Source organism: Microbacterium paraoxydans, from assembly GCF_900105335.1.
Classification (GTDB): domain Bacteria; phylum Actinomycetota; class Actinomycetes; order Actinomycetales; family Microbacteriaceae; genus Microbacterium; species Microbacterium paraoxydans.
Genome location: NZ_LT629770.1, coordinates 1,233,689 through 1,252,999, shown reverse-complemented (window position 1 = coordinate 1,252,999; position 19,311 = coordinate 1,233,689). Strand labels below are relative to the sequence as shown.

Annotated in this window: 22 protein-coding genes; 19 read left to right on the top strand and 3 right to left on the bottom strand. The window is 69.9% G+C overall.

From position 1 onward, the window contains the following. Positions 1 to 180: 180 nt before the first annotated feature. The 4 genes from BLU02_RS06290 to BLU02_RS06275 are packed head-to-tail and all read left to right on the top strand — an operon-like array spanning position 181 to position 2,852. A complete protein-coding gene (locus BLU02_RS06290) occupies positions 181 to 996 on the top strand; it encodes an amino acid ABC transporter substrate-binding protein (RefSeq protein ID WP_060923012.1) in 816 nt (271 codons plus the stop codon). Positions 997 to 999: 3 nt separating this feature from the next. Next, positions 1,000 to 1,665, top strand: a complete 666-nt coding sequence (locus tag BLU02_RS06285) for an amino acid ABC transporter permease (RefSeq protein WP_060923011.1) — start codon at positions 1,000 to 1,002, stop codon at positions 1,663 to 1,665. Next, complete coding sequence (locus tag BLU02_RS06280) at positions 1,652 to 2,455, top strand: amino acid ABC transporter ATP-binding protein (protein WP_060923010.1); 804 nt, start codon at positions 1,652 to 1,654, stop codon at positions 2,453 to 2,455. The genes BLU02_RS06285 and BLU02_RS06280 overlap by 14 nt, the downstream gene beginning before the upstream one ends. A 40-nt stretch (positions 2,456 to 2,495) precedes the next feature. After that, positions 2,496 to 2,852 (top strand): iron chaperone, encoded by a 357-nt coding sequence (locus tag BLU02_RS06275; RefSeq protein WP_060923009.1) that lies wholly within the window; start codon positions 2,496 to 2,498, stop codon positions 2,850 to 2,852. 4 nt (positions 2,853 to 2,856) lie between these two features. On the opposite strand, the gene lysE is transcribed toward BLU02_RS06275, so the two are convergent. Further along, positions 2,857 to 3,510 (bottom strand): L-lysine exporter, encoded by a 654-nt coding sequence (gene lysE / locus BLU02_RS06270; RefSeq protein WP_060923008.1) that lies wholly within the window; start codon positions 3,508 to 3,510, stop codon positions 2,857 to 2,859. Between the two features lie 69 nt (positions 3,511 to 3,579). Here lysE and BLU02_RS06265 point away from each other — a divergent pair, with 69 nt between their 5' ends. From BLU02_RS06265 to BLU02_RS06240, 6 genes are all read left to right on the top strand, one after another. After that, complete coding sequence (locus BLU02_RS06265) at positions 3,580 to 4,464, top strand: LysR family transcriptional regulator ArgP (RefSeq protein ID WP_174521452.1); 885 nt, start codon at positions 3,580 to 3,582, stop codon at positions 4,462 to 4,464. 160 nt (positions 4,465 to 4,624) lie between these two features. Beyond that, a complete protein-coding gene (locus tag BLU02_RS06260; RefSeq protein ID WP_060923006.1) occupies positions 4,625 to 5,251 on the top strand; it encodes a SipW-dependent-type signal peptide-containing protein in 627 nt (208 codons plus the stop codon). A gap of 42 nt (positions 5,252 to 5,293) precedes the next feature. Further along, positions 5,294 to 5,875 (top strand): SipW-dependent-type signal peptide-containing protein, encoded by a 582-nt coding sequence (locus tag BLU02_RS06255; RefSeq protein WP_231919651.1) that lies wholly within the window; start codon positions 5,294 to 5,296, stop codon positions 5,873 to 5,875. Beyond that, positions 5,872 to 6,444: a signal peptidase I gene (locus BLU02_RS06250; protein WP_060923004.1), complete on the top strand. Its 573-nt coding sequence runs from the start codon at positions 5,872 to 5,874 to the stop codon at positions 6,442 to 6,444. Before BLU02_RS06255 ends, BLU02_RS06250 begins: the two co-directional genes overlap by 4 nt. Positions 6,445 to 6,455: 11 nt before the next feature. Further along, positions 6,456 to 7,076: a hypothetical protein gene (locus tag BLU02_RS06245; RefSeq protein ID WP_083370908.1), complete on the top strand. Its 621-nt coding sequence runs from the start codon at positions 6,456 to 6,458 to the stop codon at positions 7,074 to 7,076. Beyond that, positions 7,073 to 7,564, top strand: coding sequence for a hypothetical protein (locus BLU02_RS06240; protein ID WP_060923576.1), 492 nt, complete (start codon positions 7,073 to 7,075; stop codon positions 7,562 to 7,564). Before BLU02_RS06245 ends, BLU02_RS06240 begins: the two co-directional genes overlap by 4 nt. Positions 7,565 to 7,579: 15 nt before the next feature. On the opposite strand, the gene BLU02_RS06235 is transcribed toward BLU02_RS06240, so the two are convergent. Next, the gene (locus tag BLU02_RS06235; RefSeq protein ID WP_060923575.1) at positions 7,580 to 8,260 is read right to left on the bottom strand and encodes a YqaJ viral recombinase family protein; all 681 of its coding nucleotides are present in this window, start codon (positions 8,258 to 8,260) and stop codon (positions 7,580 to 7,582) included. Positions 8,261 to 8,499: 239 nt separating this feature from the next. Between BLU02_RS06235 and BLU02_RS06225 the strand changes: the two genes are divergently transcribed. The 3 genes from BLU02_RS06225 (at position 8,500) to rplL (ending at position 10,722) form a co-directional block, all read left to right on the top strand. Continuing rightward, positions 8,500 to 9,474 (top strand): hypothetical protein, encoded by a 975-nt coding sequence (locus BLU02_RS06225; RefSeq protein WP_157547024.1) that lies wholly within the window; start codon positions 8,500 to 8,502, stop codon positions 9,472 to 9,474. Between the two features lie 327 nt (positions 9,475 to 9,801). After that, positions 9,802 to 10,290 carry a 50S ribosomal protein L10 gene (gene rplJ / locus BLU02_RS06220; protein WP_025104226.1) on the top strand — a complete coding sequence of 163 codons (489 nt, stop codon included), beginning with the start codon at positions 9,802 to 9,804 and terminating at the stop codon, positions 10,288 to 10,290. Positions 10,291 to 10,338: 48 nt separating this feature from the next. Continuing rightward, a complete protein-coding gene (gene rplL, locus BLU02_RS06215) occupies positions 10,339 to 10,722 on the top strand; it encodes a 50S ribosomal protein L7/L12 (RefSeq protein ID WP_025104227.1) in 384 nt (127 codons plus the stop codon). A 66-nt stretch (positions 10,723 to 10,788) separates the two neighbouring features. Here rplL and BLU02_RS06210 read toward each other — a convergent pair whose 3' ends face one another. Continuing rightward, positions 10,789 to 11,793, bottom strand: coding sequence for a LacI family DNA-binding transcriptional regulator (locus tag BLU02_RS06210; protein WP_083371072.1), 1,005 nt, complete (start codon positions 11,791 to 11,793; stop codon positions 10,789 to 10,791). Positions 11,794 to 12,076: 283 nt separating this feature from the next. On the opposite strand from BLU02_RS06210, the gene BLU02_RS06205 reads away from it, so the two are divergent. The 6 genes from BLU02_RS06205 to BLU02_RS06180 all read left to right on the top strand — a co-directional run bounded on the left by BLU02_RS06205 (position 12,077) and on the right by BLU02_RS06180 (position 19,299). Then, positions 12,077 to 13,405, top strand: a complete 1,329-nt coding sequence (locus tag BLU02_RS06205; protein ID WP_060923551.1) for an ABC transporter substrate-binding protein — start codon at positions 12,077 to 12,079, stop codon at positions 13,403 to 13,405. Positions 13,406 to 13,516: 111 nt separating this feature from the next. Continuing rightward, positions 13,517 to 14,854, top strand: a complete 1,338-nt coding sequence (locus tag BLU02_RS06200; protein ID WP_025104230.1) for a carbohydrate ABC transporter permease — start codon at positions 13,517 to 13,519, stop codon at positions 14,852 to 14,854. Beyond that, positions 14,854 to 15,822 (top strand): carbohydrate ABC transporter permease, encoded by a 969-nt coding sequence (locus tag BLU02_RS06195; RefSeq protein WP_025104231.1) that lies wholly within the window; start codon positions 14,854 to 14,856, stop codon positions 15,820 to 15,822. Before BLU02_RS06200 ends, BLU02_RS06195 begins: the two co-directional genes overlap by 1 nt. Positions 15,823 to 16,024: 202 nt before the next feature. After that, on the top strand, positions 16,025 to 17,395 hold the full coding sequence (locus BLU02_RS06190; RefSeq protein ID WP_025104232.1) for a cystathionine beta-synthase: 1,371 nt from the start codon (positions 16,025 to 16,027) through the stop codon (positions 17,393 to 17,395). A gap of 54 nt (positions 17,396 to 17,449) precedes the next feature. Further along, a complete protein-coding gene (locus tag BLU02_RS06185) occupies positions 17,450 to 18,610 on the top strand; it encodes a cystathionine gamma-synthase (RefSeq protein WP_060922564.1) in 1,161 nt (386 codons plus the stop codon). A 47-nt stretch (positions 18,611 to 18,657) separates the two neighbouring features. Further along, entirely contained in the window at positions 18,658 to 19,299 is a 642-nt protein-coding gene (locus BLU02_RS06180) for a phosphatase PAP2 family protein (protein ID WP_231919650.1), read from the top strand. Positions 19,300 to 19,311 lie beyond the last annotated feature (12 nt).

Here is a 19,311-nt window from a genome sequence, read left to right as displayed (position 1 = left end):
CCCGTCGCACCGAACGCCCCCGGGTCCTCCTCGGGGGCGTTCTGCGTTCCCGGAGGCCTCGCCGCCCCGACATCCGGCGTCATCCGATGCGGGCAAGGTCGGAGGCGCCGCGTACTGTGGGGGAGTTCCCGCGGTCGTCGCGTAAACTCGCATCCGCGCTTTCTCGCCCCAGGAGGGTCCATGTCCCGTCGTCTCATCGCCGTCACCGCACTCGTCGTCGCCGCCGCGGCCCTGACCGCCTGCAGCGGCTCGAGCACGCCTGCGAGCACCGACGGGGAGAGTGCCGCCGGCTCCGACTTCGGCCTGGTCAAGGACGGCACGCTGACGGTCGCGACCGAGGGCACCTACCGCCCGTTCAGCTTCCACGCCGACGGCGGCTCCGGCGATCTCACCGGCTACGACGTCGAGATCATCCAGGCCGTCGCCGACGAGCTCGGCCTGAAGGTCGAGTTCCAGGAGACCCAGTGGGACGCGATCTTCGCGGGCCTCGATGCCGGCCGCTTCGACGTGATCGCGAACCAGGTGTCGATCAACGACGAGCGCGAGGCGAAGTACCTCTTCAGCACCCCGTACACGGTGTCGCCCGGCGTGATCGTGGTCAAGGAGGACGACGATTCCATCTCCTCCTTCGACGACCTCGAGGGCAAGACGACGGCCCAGTCCCTCACGAGCAACTGGTACGAGCTGGCCACCGAGTCCGGTGCCAAGGTCGAGGGCGTCGAGGGCTGGGCGCAGGCCGTGGAGCTCCTCCGCCAGGGGCGGGTGGACGCGACCGTCAACGACAAGCTGACCTTCCTCGACTACGAGACGACCAACAGCCCGACGGGCCTGAAGATCGCCGCGGAGACCGACGACGCCGGGGAGCAGGCCTTCGTGTTCACGAAGGACAAGGAGGCGCTCGTCGATGCGGTCGACGAGGCGCTCGACAAGCTCCGTGCCGACGGCACCCTGGCCGAGATCAGCGAGAAGTACTTCGGCGAAGACGTCTCGCAGTAGGCGATGCAGAATCCCTGGGAGCTCTTCTTCTCCTCGCTCGGGCCGATCGCCTGGGCGGGGCTGACGGCGACGATCCCGCTCGCCCTGGTGTCGTTCGTCCTGGGGCTCGTGATCGCGATCGGCATGGCGCTGATGCGGATCTCGGTGCATCCAGTCGTGTCCGGCATCGCGCGGTTCTACATCTCGGTGATCCGCGGCACGCCGATGCTCGTGCAGCTCTTCGTGATCTTCTTCGGCCTGCCGTCCGTCGGGGTGACCCTCGATCCGTGGCCGAGCGCCATCATCGCACTCTCGCTCAACGTCGGCGGCTACGGCGCCGAGGTCGTGCGGGCGGCGATCCTCTCGGTCCCGAAGGGGCAGTGGGAGGCCGCGTACACGCTGGGGATGAACCGCACCCGCACGTTGACCCGCATCATCCTGCCGCAGGCCGCCCGGGTGTCGGTGCCGCCGCTGTCCAACACGTTCATCTCGCTCGTGAAGGACACCTCCCTCACCTCGCTGATCCTCGTGACGGAGCTGTTCAAGGTGGCGCAGCAGATCGCCTCCGCCACGCTCGAGTTCATGGTGCTGTACCTGGCTGCGGCGCTGGTCTACTGGGTGATCTGCCTGGTGCTCTCCTTCGGGCAGAGCGCCCTGGAGAGGAGGCTCGACAGTCGTGTCGCGCACTGACCCCACGGCCGAACCGCTGCTCACCGCACGGGGCCTGCACAAGAGCTTCGGCACCACCGAGGTGCTGCGCGGCTTCGACCTCACCCTGCACCGCGGCGAGGTCGTGGTGCTCATCGGGCCCAGCGGCTCGGGGAAGACGACCGTCCTGCGCGCCCTGAACGGCCTGGAGACCCCGGACGCCGGCACCATCGCGATGGCCGGGGGCCCGGAGATCGACTTCGCACCGGAGATCCGCCCGAAGCCCCGCGTCGCGAAGCAGCAGCGGCTCGCGTTGCGTGATCGGTCGGCGATGGTGTTCCAGCATCACAACCTCTTCCCGCACCTGACCGTGCTGGAGAACGTGATCGAAGGGCCGTGGCGGGTGCAGGGCCGTCCGAAGGCCGAGGTCGTCGCCGAGGCGCAGGCGCTGCTCGCCCGGGTCGGTCTCGCCGACAAGGCGGACGCGCGGCCGCATCAGCTCTCCGGCGGGCAGCAGCAGCGGGTGGGCATCGTGCGGGCACTGGCCCTGCAGCCGGACCTGCTGCTGTTCGACGAGCCGACGAGCGCGCTCGACCCGGAGCTCGTGGGAGAGGTGCTGCTCGTCATCAAGGAGCTCGCCGATGAGGGATGGACGATGGCCGTCGTCACCCACGAGCTGAGCTTCGCCCGCGAGGCCGCAGACCATGTGCTCTTCCTGGACGACGGCGTCGTCGTCGAGCAGGGGCCGCCCGCCGAGCTGTTCAGCGCTCCGCATCACGAGCGCACGCAGCGGTTCCTCACCCGCATCCTCCGGCCCCTCGACGGCGCGTGAGTCCTCGACCCCGCGGGCGATCGGTGGCAGGATGCGGTGCGTGGGCACCATCGACGACTACCTGACCGATCTCGACGCCGCAGACCGTGCGGTGATCGATGGCGTGTACGCGATCGCCACGGAGGAGGTGCCGGAGGCGGAACAGGGCACCGGCTACGGCATGCCGGCGCTCGTGTACGACGGCAAGCCGCTGCTCTCGGTGATGCGTGCGAAGAAGCACATCGGCGTCTACCCGTTCAGCCCCGAGGCGGTCGCCGCCGTGGCGGGCGTCCTCGACGGTCACCCCGGGGTCAGCCTCGACAAGGGGACGATCCGGTTCCAGCCGGAGCACCCCCTGCCGGTGGAGGCGGTCCGCGCGCTCATCCGGGCGCGGGTGACGCAGATCGAGGCCGGGTGAACGCCTAGGCGCCCAGCACCGGGAGCACGAGGCTCACCGCGAGCGTGATCATCACGACCGCGATCACCGCGTCGAGGAGGCGCCAGGAGCGCGGGGTGCGCAGCCACCGTCCGAGGTAGCGGGCGCCGAAGCCGAGGGCGGTGAACCAGAGGATGCTCGCCGCGACCGCCCCCGCCGCGAACAGCCACCGCTCCTCGCCGTGCGTCGCCGCGATCGACCCGAGCATCAGCACCGTGTCGAGGTACACGTGCGGGTTCAGCCACGTCAACGCCAGCGTCGTGAGGATCACCGGGGCGAGGCGGGTGCGGGTGAGCGTGCCGGTGCCCCCGGACGCCTCGAGGACCGGGGCGTCGCCCCCGTCGACCACCAGCTCCTCGCCGCCACGCCAGGCCCGCCGCGCCGCGAGCAGGCCGTACCCGAGCAGGAACAGCGCCCCTGCCCAGCGAGCCACGACGACGAGCCAGGGGGCGGCGGACAGCACGAACCCGAGCCCGGCGACGCCGGCGATGATCAGCACGGCGTCGGAGAGCGCGCACACGATCACGACGGCGAGGACGTGCTCGCGCCGGATGCCCTGACGCAGCACGAAGACGTTCTGCGCGCCGATCGCGACGATGAGGGAGAGACCGAGGCCGAGACCGGCGAGGACGGTGAGCATGTGTCGAGCCTAGGAGGGCTGAGCATGAGGTGCAGCGAAGATTCCTTCCGCACCATTAGCATCGCTGATGTGAGGATCGACCCGGAGCTCGCCGCCACGCTGGCCGCCGTCGCCGACGAGGGCACCCTCGATGCCGCGTCGCGTCGACTGCAGGTCACCCCATCCGCGGTCAGTCAGCGTCTCAAGGCGCTGGAGCAGCAACTCGGGCGGATCCTCCTCGTGCGCAGCAAGCCGGTCCGCCTCACCGAGGCGGGGGAATCCGTCGTGCGGCTCGCGCGGCAGATCGCCCTCCTCGAGCAGGATGCGCTTGCCGGGGTCGGGATCGAGGAAGGCGGTGGAGGGCGCCGCATCACGGTGCCCCTGGCCGTCAATGCGGACTCCCTGGCGACCTGGTTCCTCCCTCCGATGGCCCGGCTCTCGGCTGTGCACGACATCGATCTGGATCTTCATCGCGACGATCAGAACTTCACCGCGCGCCTGCTCGAATCGGGGACCGTCATGGCGGCGGTCACGAGCGAGGCCACGGCGGTCGCGGGGTGCACGGTCACGCCCCTCGGCGTGCTCGAGTACCGCGCCATGGCCGAAGCCGCCTACGCCCGTCGATGGTTCCCGGACGGCGTGACCCCCGGTGCTCTGGCGCACGCGCCGTTCGTCGACTTCGACCGCCGGGACACCCTCCAGCACGAGTGGCTGGCCGCGCGGGGAGTGCCGGCGGCCGGGGTTCCCCGGCACTACGTCCCGGCGTCGCACGACTATGCGCTGGCCGTCGGCCTCGGGCTGGGGTGGGGGATGGTGCCGCGGCTGCAGGAGGTGCCGGGACTCGTGGCGCTGGGCGGTCCGATCCTGCGCGTGGCGCTGTACTGGCAGCAGTGGAACCTGCGCTCCGCGCTGCTCGACACGATCGCGTCCGAGGTCGCGGGGGAGGCGCGCCGGGTGCTCGCTCGCGAACCCTGACGGGGCCGGGACGGCGTCGGCGCGTGGGCGAGGCTGACGACGGCTGCCGCGAAGAGGGGCTTGTCCTCGCCCCCGGGGTCCGGCAATATACCAGCACGCGGGAGGCCTGAGCTCTACTCGTCGGGCATCCGCGCAGACCGGATTCCTGAGGGGGGAAAAGATGGCGACGAAGACGACGCAACGAAAAGTCCTTGCGGTGCTCGCGGGTGGTCTCGTCCTGGGTGTGGGGGTGGCGGGAGTTCTCGCCGCCTGGAACGACTCCGAGTTCGCGACCGGGACGTTCACGGCCGGGGCCTTCGACCTGGAGGGCTCCACGGATGGCACGACTTTCAGTGACCACAACGTGGATGACGGCGACACGGCAGCGGCACTGGCCTTCACTCTGCCGGCGGGGGTGGTCGGCAATATGTCGCCGTCCGACACCGTTTACGCCGGCCTCTGGGTGCGGCTCGCCGCCGGGACGACGACGGGAGCGGATCTGGTCGCCGACGGGACGACCGCGGACCCGGCGGCGAGTTCGAACACGGACCATCTGTCCTACGCGGTCTATCAACTCGCGCCGGGGGCGACATGCGACGCGGCCTCGGCGGTCGGCACCCCCATCGCGACCGGGGCCACGCTCGACGCGCAGACCGGTGTGACGACCGTACCTCTCACCGAGGGCGCGACCGCCGACACGGCCGGCACCGCGGTGCAGCTCTGCTTCGCCGTGACGGCGGATGCCGCGCTGGAGCCCGGGTTGGTGACGGACGCCACGTGGAAGTTCACGGCCACGTCCACGAGCTGAGTCTTCATGGACACCCGCAGAGTGAGGCGGGAGAAGGGACGGATGCGCTCCCGCCGGATCCGGGCGATACTCGCCGGGGGTCTCGTGCTGGGCGTCGGCGCGACCGCGACCCTCGCCGCCTGGAACGACTCCGAACACGGCGCCGCGACCTTCACGGCGGGCCGCTTCGACATCGTCGGGGCCACCGACGGGACGACCTTCTCCAGTCACGCGACGGCGGGAACGGCGGCCGCGCTGAACTTCCAGCTGCCGCCCACCGCCATGGCACCGGGAACGACGACGTACGCGCTGTTCAGCGTGCGGACCGCGAGCCCCTCGGTGGCCGGGGTGCTGCAGCTCACGCCGGGAACACCGGGTGGAACGGGATTGGCGACGTATCTCACCTATGGGGTGCGGACGATAACCGGAACCTCCTGCACGGCGGCGACGTATCCGGCGGGGACCGCTGTCGTTCCTGACGGGTCCACCCTCACGACGGCGGGGACGACGACGCAGGCGGTCGCGGCGAACGGGGCGGCGCAGGTGAACTACTGCTTCGCGGTGACCCTGCCCACGGCGGCGGGGAACGGCGCGCAAGGGCTCACGATGACCCAGACCTGGCAGATCCAGGGAACGTCGTCATGACCACGACCCGTCGGGAAGGGCGAGCACGGACCGGCGAGGCGGTCGGGGCTCGCGGACGCGGGCGGAGGATGCTGGGCGATCTCCTCCTGTGGTGCGCCGCTGCGGCCGGCACCATCTGCATCGTCCTCGTGATCCTCGCCGCGACGTCGCAGATCACGCTCATCCTGTTCCGGACGGGATCGATGGCGCCGACGATCCCCGCCGGCTCCGTGGCGGTCGTGCAGCGCGTGCCCGCGGAGGAGGTCGAGGTCGGGGACGTCGTGACGGTCGACCGGCCCGGTGAGCTCCCGGTGACCCATCGCGTCACGGCCGTCGAACCGGGAGCCGCCGAGGACGAGCGGATGCTCACCCTGCGCGGCGACGCCAACGCGGCGGAGGATCCCGTCGCGTACCCGGTGTCCTCCGTCCGCACGGTGCTCTTCGCGGTGCCAGGGGCGGCCGCCGTGGTGGTGGCGCTGGGTGACCCGGTGGTCCTCGCCGTGCTGACGATCGCGGCGACGGCGCTCGTGGTCTGGGCCTTCTGGCCGCGGACGCCGCGGCGGGCCCCGGTGCGCACGGAGGGGTCGTGAGACGGCGCGGGGTGGCGGCCCTCTTCGCGGCGCCTCTCCTGCTCGCCGTGGCGGTTCCGAGCGTCGCCCGGGCGGAGCCGACATCGGAGGTGATCCAGGGCGACGTGCTGCGGCTCGTCTCGATCGCGGACTGGGACTCCGCCGGAGGCTTGCTTCCCGGCCAGCCCGTGCAGTGGGATGTCGAGGTCAGCGCCGACGCCGAGGAGCCCGGACGGATCCGCATCGGCGTGCGGGCGACGGGAGACGCCCGCCTCCGGGTGGACATCGCGCTGTGTTCCGAACCCTGGGGTGCCTCGGGGTGCGCGTCCGGTTCGACGGTCGTCCGCGATGACTGGAGCATCCCCCGGGACGGTGCCGAGGTGCCGGTGACCGAGATCGCACATTCCGAGACCGCCCACCTCCGTCTCGCGATCGCGCTGGATCCTGCGGATGGTGCTGGGACGACCGAGGTGCAGGTCGTCGCGCATGGGGCGGGGGAGACGGTGCTCGCCGGCCCGGGCGGCGGGCTCGCGACGACGGGGCCCTCGCCGGGGATCGCGCCCCTGATCGTGGCGGCGGGGCTGGTCGTGGTCGGCGGCGCCGCCCTCGGCGCCGGTCGGCGCCGTTCTGGCGGTGGGGAGGTGCCGCGATGAAGCGCGATCGACGGAGGGGCGCCGGGGTCGTCGCGGTCGCCCTGCTCTGTGCCGCCTTCTCCGCGTCGTCCGTCGAGTCCACGGCGGCGCGCTTCACGGATGTCGAACACGCCGCGGGATCCTTCACCGCATCGCGGCTTGTCGCGCCGTCCATCAGCTCCTGCACGGTGACGAGCCTGCTCGGCACCTTCACCGGCTTCACGATCACCTGGACCTCGCCGTACCTGAAGGCGCAGCAGCGGCTGTCGATCAACACCGTCGTCGTCGACAACGGCTCGGTCAGTCAGAGCGGGAGCGGGCCGTACACGTACTCGACCACGATCAGCTCGGGCCTGCTGAGCACCTTGCTCGGAAGCCTGCTCGGCTCGTCCAACACGGTGCGGGTCGAGGCCGTTCTCCCCGGAACGTCCTGGGTCTCGCCCGCCGCGACGCGAACGCTGTCGGTGGGCGGACTGCTCGGTCTGGGCGGGAACAACACATGCACGTGAGCACGCGCCGTCCGCTCAGTCGGCGAGGGCGAGGGCGCGGAAGGCGTCGCGCTCGCGGAGCTGCTCGCGACGGCTGTCCAGGGGAGTGGCGGAGCGGGCCGGGACCGTGCGTCCCGTCGTGCGGCGGTACAGCTCGTCGATGAGGTCGGTGGCGAGCCCCACGAGCTTCGCGATCTCGCGCTCGTCGCGGTCGATCCAGACGCAGCGGGGCTCGTCGTGGACGGGGGAGAAGTCGACGTGCTCCTCCCAGACGAACAGGGTGCGCTCGGCGCCCAGCACGTGCTGCTGCCACCACACCTGGCGCAGGTAGGTGCGGGGGATCCCCCGGAAGGCCTTGTTGGTGGTCTTGATCTCCGCGAGGCTGACACGACCGTCCGCGTCCACCGAGATGCCATCGGGCGTCGCCAGGTGGCGGTGCTCGACCTCGGCGCGGAACAGCGCGGAGGAGGGGAAGATGCCGTGCGTGGCCGCGACCCAGGCGGCGATCTCCGGCTCGCGGCGTCGGCCGTGGTCGGTGTAGGCGTTACCGCCGAACCGCGGCCCGCCGCCGAGCTTGGCGTCGGCAGCACGGGCGATCGAGCGCTCGCTCGTGAGTCCGGCGACGTCAGTGGCCGTGATGCCGCGGGATCGTGCCCTCATCCATGCCACGCGGTCGCGCGAGTCCGCGACGATGCGAGCTTGGAGTTCCGGGGTCACCAGAAGACTCTAACTCTCCCCCACCCCCGTACCCGTCGTACACGCCGCCCCCTCCCGCCGACCCACCCCCTTGCGTGCGTCCCGGCCCCCTACGCACGCGCGCAAGGGGGTGGCTCGAACGCAAGGGGGTGGGTCGGCGGGCGAGGACGGTTACTGCACAGGGGGCGGGAGGGGAGAGAAGGGTGTGGAGAACGGTGGGAAGGCGGGGGAGTGGCGAGAGGAGAGGGAAGGGTCGGGGGATGAGACAGGTGAGTGTGGAGGAGATCAGGGGGATGCTCCTCGGTCGTCGACGGCTGGAGGAGGAGGGCTGGGCGTCTCGGACGCTCCACGCCGCGGTGGAAGGGCGGCAGCTGCATCATGTGCGCCGTGGGTGGTACCTCGCGCTGCGGACCTGGAGCGAGCTGGCCCCGGAGTCCCGGCATCGTGCGGAGGTGGTGGCCGCCGATCTCGCGGCCTCGGGGACGCGGCCTGTGTTCTCGCATACCTCGGCCGCGGTGCTGTGGGGACTGCCGCTGTACCGGGTGCGTCCGACCAGGGTCCATGTGACGGCCCCGCCCGACCGTCGCCACAGCACGTCCGGGATCCTGCGGCACGAGGGCACTGTTTACCCCGGCGACATCGTGGAGCGCGACGGCATCCGCTGCACCTCCCTCGCCCGGACGGTCGTCGACCTCGCCCGCACGGTCTCTCCCGAGGCGGCCCTCGCGGGCGCGGATGCCGCCCTCGCTCTGGTCGGCGGTGACCCGTGGGAGTTCGACGACACCGCGGAGCAGGCTCTCCTGGCCGACCTCGCGGATCGGGTGCGCCGTCCGCGACTCCGCGGCATCGTGCAGGCGCGCCGGATCGTGGGTCTGGCCGACGGTCGCGCGCAACTGCCTCTGGAGAGCGTGACGCGGTACCGGCTCCATCAGCTCGGCTTCGGCAGGCCGCGTCTACAGGTACCGGTGGACGGACCGCGCGGCGGCCGGTTCTGGATGGACATCGCCGTCGACCAGTGCCGCACCTTCGTGGAGTGCGACGGCCGGGATAAGTACCTGGATGACGAGCTCCGCGGGGACCGCACCACGGAGAGGGTCGCGTTGGACGAGAAGATCCGCGAGGACTGGGTGCGCGGAACCACCGGCTGGCGGGTGGCCCGGGTGACCAGCGCGGACGTCGCTTCCCTCGCCGCGGCCGACGCGCACTTCCGTGCCTTCGGCCTCTTCGCCCGTTGAGCCCTTGACCCACCCCTTTCCGCGCACCCCGGCCGCCTACGTGCAGGCGTAAGGGGCCGGGGTGCACGGAAAGGGGGGGGGTCGACGGGAAGAGGAGGGGGGATTTGGGGGAGAGGTGGGGGTGGGGTACAGTGGTCATAACCGAAGACCGCTGGTCATCGTGTGCGCGTGAGCGCACAGGATCGAAGCTCTGCATCGCAGGGGCCCGCGCAGGTGTCACGAACTTCCGAGCTCCGTGCGCTTGCGCCGGAGCTCTTCTCTTTGCAGGGGGGTCGGAGGCCGGCGCCCCACCACCGTGCGGCGCCTCGTACACACCAAGGAGTGACCATGGCGCAGAAGGATGCATCGGTCAACGAGCTCACGAAGTCATTCGAGAACTCGAACGCCGTCCTGCTGACCGAGTACCGCGGTCTGACGGTTGCCCAGCTCAAGCAGCTGCGCAACAGCATCCGTCAGGACGCTGAGTACGCCGTGGTGAAGAACACGCTGACCAAGATCGCCGCCAACAAGGCCGGCATCTCCGCGCTGGACGACGACCTCAAGGGGCCGTCGGCTGTCGCGTTCGTGCACGGTGACTTCGTCGCCACCGCCAAGGCTCTGCGTGACTTCGCCAAGGCCAACCCGCTTCTCGTGATCAAGTCGGGCATCTTCGAGGGCAAGGCCCTCACCGCCGACGAGGTCAACACGTACGCCTCGCTCGAGAGCCGCGAGGTTCTGCTGGCGAAGGCCGCGGGCATGATGAAGGCGACGATGGGCAAGGCTGCGGCCACCATCGACGCGCTTCGCGAAAAGCTGGAGACCGCCGAGGCCGCGTAAGCGACCGGCGATCTCGTCTACAAACCCCATCTATCTAGGAGATACATCATGGCGAAGCTTTCCACCGAGGAGCTGCTCGAGCAGTTCGCCGGCCTGACCCTCATCGAGCTCAACGAGTTCGTGAAGGCGTTCGAGGAGAAGTTCGAGGTCACCGCTGCTGCTCCCGTCGCCGTCGCCGGTGCCGCTGGCGGCGCAGGCGAGGCCGCGGCCGAGGAGGAGAAGGACTCCTTCGACGTCATCCTCGAGGCTGCTGGCGACAAGAAGATCCAGGTCATCAAGGCTGTCCGCGAGCTCACCTCGCTCGGCCTCGGCGAGGCCAAGGCCGTCGTCGACGGTGCTCCGAAGGCCGTCCTCGAGGGCGCCAACAAGGAGACGGCCGAGAAGGCCAAGGCTGCTCTGGAAGAGGCCGGCGCGACCGTCACCCTCAAGTAATTCCAGCGCACCAGCGCTTCTGCGAAGGCCCCGGGTTCCGCCCGGGGCCTTCGTGCGTCTGCGGGGTCAGCGCGGCGCCGCGGTCGAGCTGCGGACGACGAGGGCCGAGGCGGCCTCGACGCGCTCGACCGGAGCGTCCGGCTCACTCATCCGCCGCATGAGCAGGCGCACGGCCTCCCGGCCCTGATCCCGCGGCGACTGCCCGATGGTCGTGAGGGCGAACATCTCCGCATGCTCATGGTCGTCGATCCCGACGACGCTGAGTTCGGTGGGCACCGCGATCCCCAGGCGGCGGGCGGCGATCACGGCGCCGATGGCCGCCTCGTCGCACACGCCGACGATGGCGGTCGGTCGGTGCCGGCGGTCGCCCAGGAGTCCCGCCGCCGCGGCATAGCCCCCGGGCATCGTCGGGGCCGCCCCGGCGATGCGCGCCCGCGGAGTCAGTCCCGCCGCGTGCAGCGCCTCCCGGTAGCCGGCCAGGCGTCGGGCGTCGCCGTAGCTGAGGTCGGTATCGTCGGTGGCGCCGCCCACGAAGGCGATGTCGGTGTGGCCGAGCTCGATCAGGTGCTCGGTGGCGATCCGCGCGGCGGCCGCGTCGTCGATCGACACGGCGCTCGATCCGGCGCTGTAGGGGCCCACGCTGACGAGCGGGCGCCCGGTGCGGTGCAGGCGCTCCAGCTCGCGGGCGCTGGGCTGGATGCCGACGGCGATGATGCCGTCGAATCTCCGGCCGGGCAGCACGCTCTCGAACAGCCGCTCCCTGGTCTCCGAGCGCTCGGGGACGCCGTAGAGCGACAGGTCGTGGTCGCGCGCGAGCAGCGCCTCCTGGACGCCCGCCAGCAGTTCGGAGAAGAACCACCGGTCGACCGGAGGCATCACCAGGCCGATGGTGCCGGTGCGCCCGGTCGCCAGGCTGGTGGCGGAGGAGTGCGCGACGTACGCGAGGTCGTGCGCCGCCTCCTCGACGCGCTGTCTCGTCTCCTCCGAGACGTAGCCGCGGCCGCTCAGGGCGCGACTCGCGGTCGCCTTGGACACACCGGCGCGCGTCGCGACGTCGGCGATCGTGCTCATCGTGTCCTCCTCGACGCGGTTCCACGACGGCGAGCCATCGGGCGCTCGCCGGGAGCCATCGTAGCCGTTCCACACGCGGGGAGGAACCGGTTCCAGACCCGTGGAACTGGGAGCGCTCCCACCACGCGGGGGGCACCGACCTCAAACGGTTGTGATCTTGTAACCTTCCCCAGTTGTACGGCGCGAAGGAACCCGAGTAGGTTGGCCTGGAATCGGTTCCCCAATGGATGTGGCGATTGCTCTCCTTGGGCGGACTGAAGATCCACCTGAAGAGGAGAAGTACATGGCTTTGTCACAGCGATACCGCCTGCTCGCCCCCATCGCACTCGTCGGCGTCGCGTCTCTCGCGCTCGCCGGCTGCGCCGAGGGCGGAAGCGGCGAAGGCGGAAGCGGGGAGACCAAGGACACGGTCCGGATCTCCGGCGGCATCACGGGCGTCGAGGCCGATGACCTGAACGCCTCCTTCGAGCAGTTCACGAAGGACACCGGGATCAAGGTCGAGTACACCGGCGACAAGGGCTTCGAGGGCAACATCGTCACCAAGGTGACCGGTGGCGACGCTCCCGACATCGCGATCGTCCCGCAGCCCGGTCTGCTCAAGACCCTCGTCGACACCGGCAAGGTCATGCCGGCCCCGGAGGCCGTGGAGACCGCCGTCGACGAGAACTGGTCCGAGGACTGGAAGAAGTACGGCACGTTCGACGACACCTTCTACGCGGCGCCGATGCTCGCGAACCTCAAGGGCTACGTCTGGTACTCGCCGAAGCAGTTCGCCGAGTGGGGCGTCGAGGTCCCGGAGACCTGGGACGACATGATCGCCCTGACCGACACCATCGTCGAGAAGACCGGCGGTCCCGCCTGGTGCGCCGGCTTCGCCTCCGAGGCGGCGTCGGGCTGGCCGGGCACGGACTGGATCGAGGACCTCGTCCTGCGCCAGTCGGGCCCCGACGTGTACGACGACTGGGTGGCCGGCGACGTGAAGTTCACCGACCCCGAGATCAAGCAGGCCTTCGACGCCGTCGGTGAGATCCTGCTCAACCCGGAGTACGTCAACGCGGGCTACGGCGACGTCAAGAGCATCAACTCGACCGCCTTCGGCGACGTCGCCAACGCGGTGGCCAAGGGCGACTGCGCGCTGACCCACCAGGCGTCGTTCCTGTCGGCGAACTTCCTCGACACGGAGACCGCCGATGGCAACGTCCCCGAGGTCGCGCCGGACGGCGACGTCTACGCGTTCATCATGCCGGGCGAGACTGCCGGTGAGCTCCAGGTCGAGGGTGGCGGCGAGTTCGTCGCGGCCTTCTCCGACGACGAGGCCACCCAGAAGGTGCTCGAGTTCATGGCATCGCCGGAGTTCGCCGACGCCCGTGTCGAGCTCGGTGGCGTCATCTCCGCCAACAAGAACGCCGACCCGAGCCTCGCTTCGAGCGAGTTCCTCCAGGAGGCGATGACCATCATGCAGGACGACGCGACGACCTTCCGGTTCGACGCTTCCGACCTGATGCCGTCGACCGTCGGCTCGGGCTCGTTCTGGAAGGGGATGGTCGACTGGATCGACGGCAAGGACACCGACACGGTGCTCTCCGACATCCAGGCCGGCTACGAGAACTGATCGTCTCGACACGATCTTCTCAGGCTGAGCGGGGCCGGGCTGCACAAGCCCGGCCCCGCTCCACCCATCCATACTGCGCGGGAACCCAGCACGATCCAGAAGGGGACGTTCATGTCGCACGCGACCATCGAGAAACCCGTCGAGGCTGACGCGCCGCCGACGACGCACGGCACCGACGAGAAGGGGAGGAAGACCACACGCACGATCCTCGCGATCGGCTTCGTTGTCGTCGTCGCGCTGGCTCTCCTCCTCGTCTTCACCGCTCCGACCGAGGAGTCCTCGCGGATCACGATCGGGTTCTCGCTTAACAGCTTCTTCCTGTGGCTCGGTGGTCTGAATCCGCTGGTGCAGATCCCGGCCGTGCTGCTCGTGTTCGGCGTGGTCGTGGCGATCATCCTCGTGCTGATCGAGTTCGCGCCCCGCCCTGGTCGCGGCTACTTCATCATGCGGCTGGTCGCGTGCCTCGTCATCCCGGTGCTCGCGCTGCTGCTGCTCCGTCCCTACGCGAACGCCGTCGTGTACGTCGTCGCGATCGCGCTCCTCGTCGGGGCGCTCCTCTTCTTCGCGGACTTCCGTGCGCGGCAGGGAGCGGGCTATCTCTTCCAGCTCGTGCTGTTCATGGCCCCGGCGGCCATCATGCTGCTGCTCGGCCTCATCTACCCCGCGATCTCGACGATCTTCAAGTCCTTCTTCGACAAGACCGGCGACGAGTTCGTCGGGCTCGAGAACTACATCTGGGTCTTCACCAACCCGGTCGGCACATCGTCGGTGATCAACACGATCATCTGGGCACTGCTCGCTCCGGTGATCTCCGTGGTCATCGGCCTCGCCTACGCCGTCTTCATCGACAGGGCTCGCGGCGAGAAGTTCCTCAAGGTGCTGGTCTTCATGCCGGTGGCGATCTCGTTCGTCGGCGCCGGGATCATCTGGAAGTTCATGTACGACGCCCGGCAGGGTGACCAGATCGGTCTCCTCAACGCGATCGTGACCGCTTTCGGCGGCGACCCCGTGCAGTGGCTGGCGATCAAGCCGATCCTCAACACGCTCATGCTGCTCATCGTGTTCATCTGGACCCAGACCGGCTTCGCCATGGTCATCCTCTCGGCCGCGATCAAGGCCGTGCCGGTCGAGCAGATGGAGGCGGCCGAGCTCGACGGCACGAACGCCTGGCAGCGCTTCCGCAACGTGACCGTGCCCGGCATCCGGTCGTCGCTGATCGTCGTGCTCACGACCATCACGATCGCCTCGCTCAAGGTGTACGACATCGTCGCCGTGATGACCGGCGGACGGGACGAGACCAGCGTCCTCGGCTTCGAGATGGTCAACCAGCAGCAGCGGTTCCAGAGCTACGGGCACTCGTCGGCGCTCGCCGTCGTGCTGTTCCTGTTCGTGTTGCCGCTGATCATCTACAACGCCCGATCGATGGCCAAGCAGAGGGAGATCCGCTGATGAGTGCAACGCAGGCCACCGTCGTGGACAACCGCACCAAGCGCCAGGTGGCGCGGGACACGCGCCGCAACGAGGCGACCGCCCACAAGAAGCTGACCTCGAAGGGGGCGACGATCGCGGCCGCGGTCATCGCGCTCTTCTGGACGATCCCGACCTTCGGTCTCTTCGTGACGTCGTTCCGCCCGGGCGCCGACACGCAGAACAGCGGCTGGTGGACGGTCTTCTCCAACCCGGAGTTCACGTTCGACAACTACGTGCAGGCGTGGAACTCGGGCGGCACCTCGACGACCCTCGCGACGGCGTTCATCAACTCGCTGGCGATCACGATCCCCGCGACCGTGTTCCCGATCGTGATGGCGTCGCTCGCCGCGTACGCGTTCGCATGGATCGACTTCAAGGGTCGGAACATGCTCTTCATCTTCGTGTTCGCGCTGCAGATCGTGCCGCTGCAGATGGCCCTCGTGCCGTTGCTCAGCCTGTTCTCGGACGGATTGACGATCAACGACGTGCCGATCTTCCCCGGGTTCGGGCTGAACGAGGTGCAGTACAGCTTCGCCCGCGTCTGGATCGCGCACGCGATCTTCGCGCTGCCGCTCGCGACGTTCATGCTCCACAACTTCATCTCCGAGATCCCCGGCGAGATCATCGAGGCGGCCCGCGTGGACGGCGCCGGACACGGTCAGGTGTTCTTCCGGATCATCCTGCCGCTGGCGGCTCCGGCGATCGCGTCCTTCGCGATCTTCCAGTTCCTCTGGGTGTGGAACGACCTGCTGGTCGCGACGATCTTCGCCTCGCCCGGCGCCCTGCCGATCACGCAGGCGCTGAACTCGCTCTCCGGGACCTGGGGTAACAAGTGGTTCCTACAGTCCGCGGGAACGTTCATCTCGATCATCGTCCCGCTGATCGTGTTCTTCGCCCTGCAGCGCTTCTTCGTGCGCGGCCTGCTGGCCGGCGCGACGAAGGGCTGACCCTTCGACAGGCTCAGGGACCCAGGCCCTTCGACAGGCTCAGGCCCTTCGACAGGCTCAGGGACCCAGGGCCCTTCGACGGGCTCAGGGACCCAGCGCCCTTCGACAGGCTCAGGGACCCAGGTTTCTGGGTCGCTGAGCCTGTCGAAGCGGCGCTGAAACACAGCCCCGCAGGCGAGGGTCCGCGCCGTACCCTGAACAGATGAAGTACGCAGACTCGATCGTCGACCTCGTCGGCGACACGCCCCTGGTGAAGCTCCAGCACGTCACCGAGGGCATCGCGTGCACGGTGCTCGTGAAGCTCGAGTACCTGAACCCGGGCGGGTCGGCGAAGGATCGGATCGCGGCCCGCATCATCGACGCCGCCGAGGCCGCGGGCGATCTGCAGCCGGGGGGCACGATCGTCGAGCCCACGAGCGGCAACACCGGCGTCGGGCTCGCCCTCGTGGCGCAGCAGCGCGGCTACCGGTGCGTCTTCGTGCTCCCGGACAAGGTGGGCGAGGACAAGATCGACGTGCTCCGCGCGTACGGTGCGGAGGTCGTCGTGACCCCGACCTCCGTCCCGGCGGACAGCCCGGAGTCGTACTACAGCGTGAGCGACCGGCTGGCACGGGAGATCCCCGGGGCCTTCAAGCCGAACCAGTACGAGAACCCGAACGGGCCGCGCAGCCACTACGAGACGACCGGGCCGGAGATCTGGCGCGACACCGACGGGCGCGTCACGCACTTCGTCGCCGGCGTGGGGACGGGCGGCACGATCACCGGCACGGGACGCTATCTGCGCGAGGTGTCCGACGACGCGGTGCGCATCATCGGGGTCGATCCGGAGGGCAGCGTGTACAGCGGCGGCACCGGCCGGCCCTATCTCGTCGAGGGCGTGGGCGAGGACATCTGGCCCGGTGCCTACGATCCCGCCGTCCCGCACGAGATCGTCGCGGTCGGCGATGCGGAGTCGTTCGCGATGACGCGGCGCCTGGCCCGCGAGGAGGGCATCCTCGTCGGCGGCTCCAGCGGCATGGCCGTCGTCGGGGCGCTGCGGGTGGCGAAGGACCTGCCGGCGGATGCGGTCATGGTCGTGCTCCTCCCGGATGGCGGACGCGGCTACCTGGGCAAGATCTTCAACGACGGCTGGATGCGCTCCTACGGGTTCAGCGAGGTGGAGGAGGGGGAGACGGTCGCCGACGTGCTCGCCGCCCGGGCCTCCCGCCACGGCCTTCCCGACCTCGTGCACGCGCACCCCACCGACACGGTGCTCGAGGCGATCGGCATGATGACGGAGTACGAGGTCTCTCAGCTCGTCGTCCTCAGCGCGGAGCCGCCCGTGATGATGGGCGAGGTCGTGGGCACCGTCGATGAGAAGGGCCTTCTCGACCTGCTCTTCCGGGGCGACGCCGAACCGAGCGACGCCGTCGGCGCACACGTGGGGGAGCGGCTGCCGCTCATCGGCATCCACGCGCCGGTCGCGCAGGCACGGGCCGCGCTCGCCGACGCCGACGCCCTCCTCGTCACCGAGGACGGCAAGCCGCACACCGTGCTGACCCGACAGGACCTGCTCGGCTACCTCTCCCGGTGACGCGGGACGTAACAGGCCGGCACCCGTCGGAGGGCCCGGACGTAGGCTGAGGGAATGTCCGACCACGACCACGCCTTCGCTACCCGAGCCATCCACGCCGGACAGGCGCCCGACCCGATCACCGGGGCGATCATCCCGCCGATCTATCAGTCGTCGACGCACGTGCAGGACGGCATCGGCGGCTTCCGGGACGGCTACGAGTACAACCGTGCGGGCAACCCGACGCGCTCCTCGCTGGAGACGCAGCTCGCCGCTCTCGAGGGCGGGGTCGGGGCGCTGTCGTTCGCGTCCGGTCTCGCCGCCGAGGACGCGTTGCTGCGCGGCATCCTCAAGCCCGGCGACCACGTGCTCCTCGGGAACGACGTCTACGGCGGCACCTACCGCCTGCTCACGAAGGTGCTCGCGCCGTGGGGGATCGACACGACCACGGTCGAGCTCTCCGACGTCGACGTGATCCGCGCGGCGATCCGACCCGAGACGCGCATCGTGTGGCTGGAGACGCCGAGCAACCCGCTGCTGAAGGTCGTCGACATCGCGCTCATCGTCGAGGTGGCGCACGCGGCCGGTGCCCTCGTCGTGGTGGACAACACGTTCGCCTCGCCGGCTCTGCAGCAGCCGCTCGCGCTCGGCGCCGATCTCGTCGTGCACTCGACGACGAAGTACCTGGGCGGGCACTCCGACGTGCTGGGCGGCGCCGTCGTCTTCGGCGACGACCGCTTCGTCGAGGCCGTGAAGTTCCAGCAGTTCGCGGTGGGGGCGGTCTCGGCGCCGCTGGACGCCTGGCTGACGACCCGCGGCATCAAGACGCTCGCGGTGCGGGTGCGCCAGCACTCCGAGAACGCGCAGGCCATCGCCGAATGGGCCCAGGCGCGGCCGGAGTTCGCGCAGGTGTTCTATCCCGGCCTCCCGTCGCACCCCGGTCACGGGATCGCGGCGCGGCAGATGAGCGGCTTCGGCGGCATGCTGTCGCTCGGTCTCGCCGCGGGGGCGGACGCCGCCCGGGCCTTCGCCGAGAGCACGCACGTGTTCCAGCTCGCCGAGTCGCTCGGCGGCGTGGAGTCGCTCATCGGGTACCCGCCGGAGATGACCCACGCGTCGGTCCGCGGCACGGAGCTCGCGGTGCCGGAGAACGTCGTGCGGCTCTCGGTCGGCATCGAGGACGTGGCTGACCTCATCGCGGATCTCGAGGAGGGTCTCGCCCGCATCGCCCGCTGACCGGCACGGCGACCCGCGATCGCGGGGGCGTCCGTCACAATGGGACGATGAATCGACGGATGCTGCTGTGGTGGGGCGTCGCCTGCCTCCTCCTGGCCACTGCCCTCGGCGCTCTCGTCGTCTTCGTGTATCCGCAGACGCCCGGCCTCGACCAGTGGTGGAACGACACGATCGCCGCGGTCCGCGCGGACTGGATGCTGAGCTTCGCCCTCGCGCTGAACTGGATCGGCGGTGGCTGGGTCGCCATCCTCGCCGTGCCGCTGGCGACCATCGCCGTCCTGCTGTTGTTGCGCCGATGGCGGGGGGCGCTGTTCGCCGCGTTGTGCTTCCTCGTCAGCGCCGGAGCCGTCCAGCTCCTGAAGAACGTCTTCGGCCGTGCCCGGCCGCACGACATGCTCGTGGTGAGCGACTACGGCTCGTTCCCGTCCGGTCATACCGCGAATGCGGCGACCATCGCCCTGGTGCTCTGGGTGCTCTTCCCGCGGGTGTGGGTGGCGATCGTGGGGGCGGCCTGGATCGTGCTCATGGCGCTGTCGCGCACCTTCCTGTCGGTGCACTGGGCGACGGACACCCTCGGCGGGGCGTTCGTCGGTGCCGGCGTCGTCCTCGTGCTCGCCGCCTGGCTGGTGCCGTGGGTGCGACGCGACGTCGAGGCGACTGCCCGCGCCGATAGGCTGAGCGAAACCTGACCCGTCCGAGGA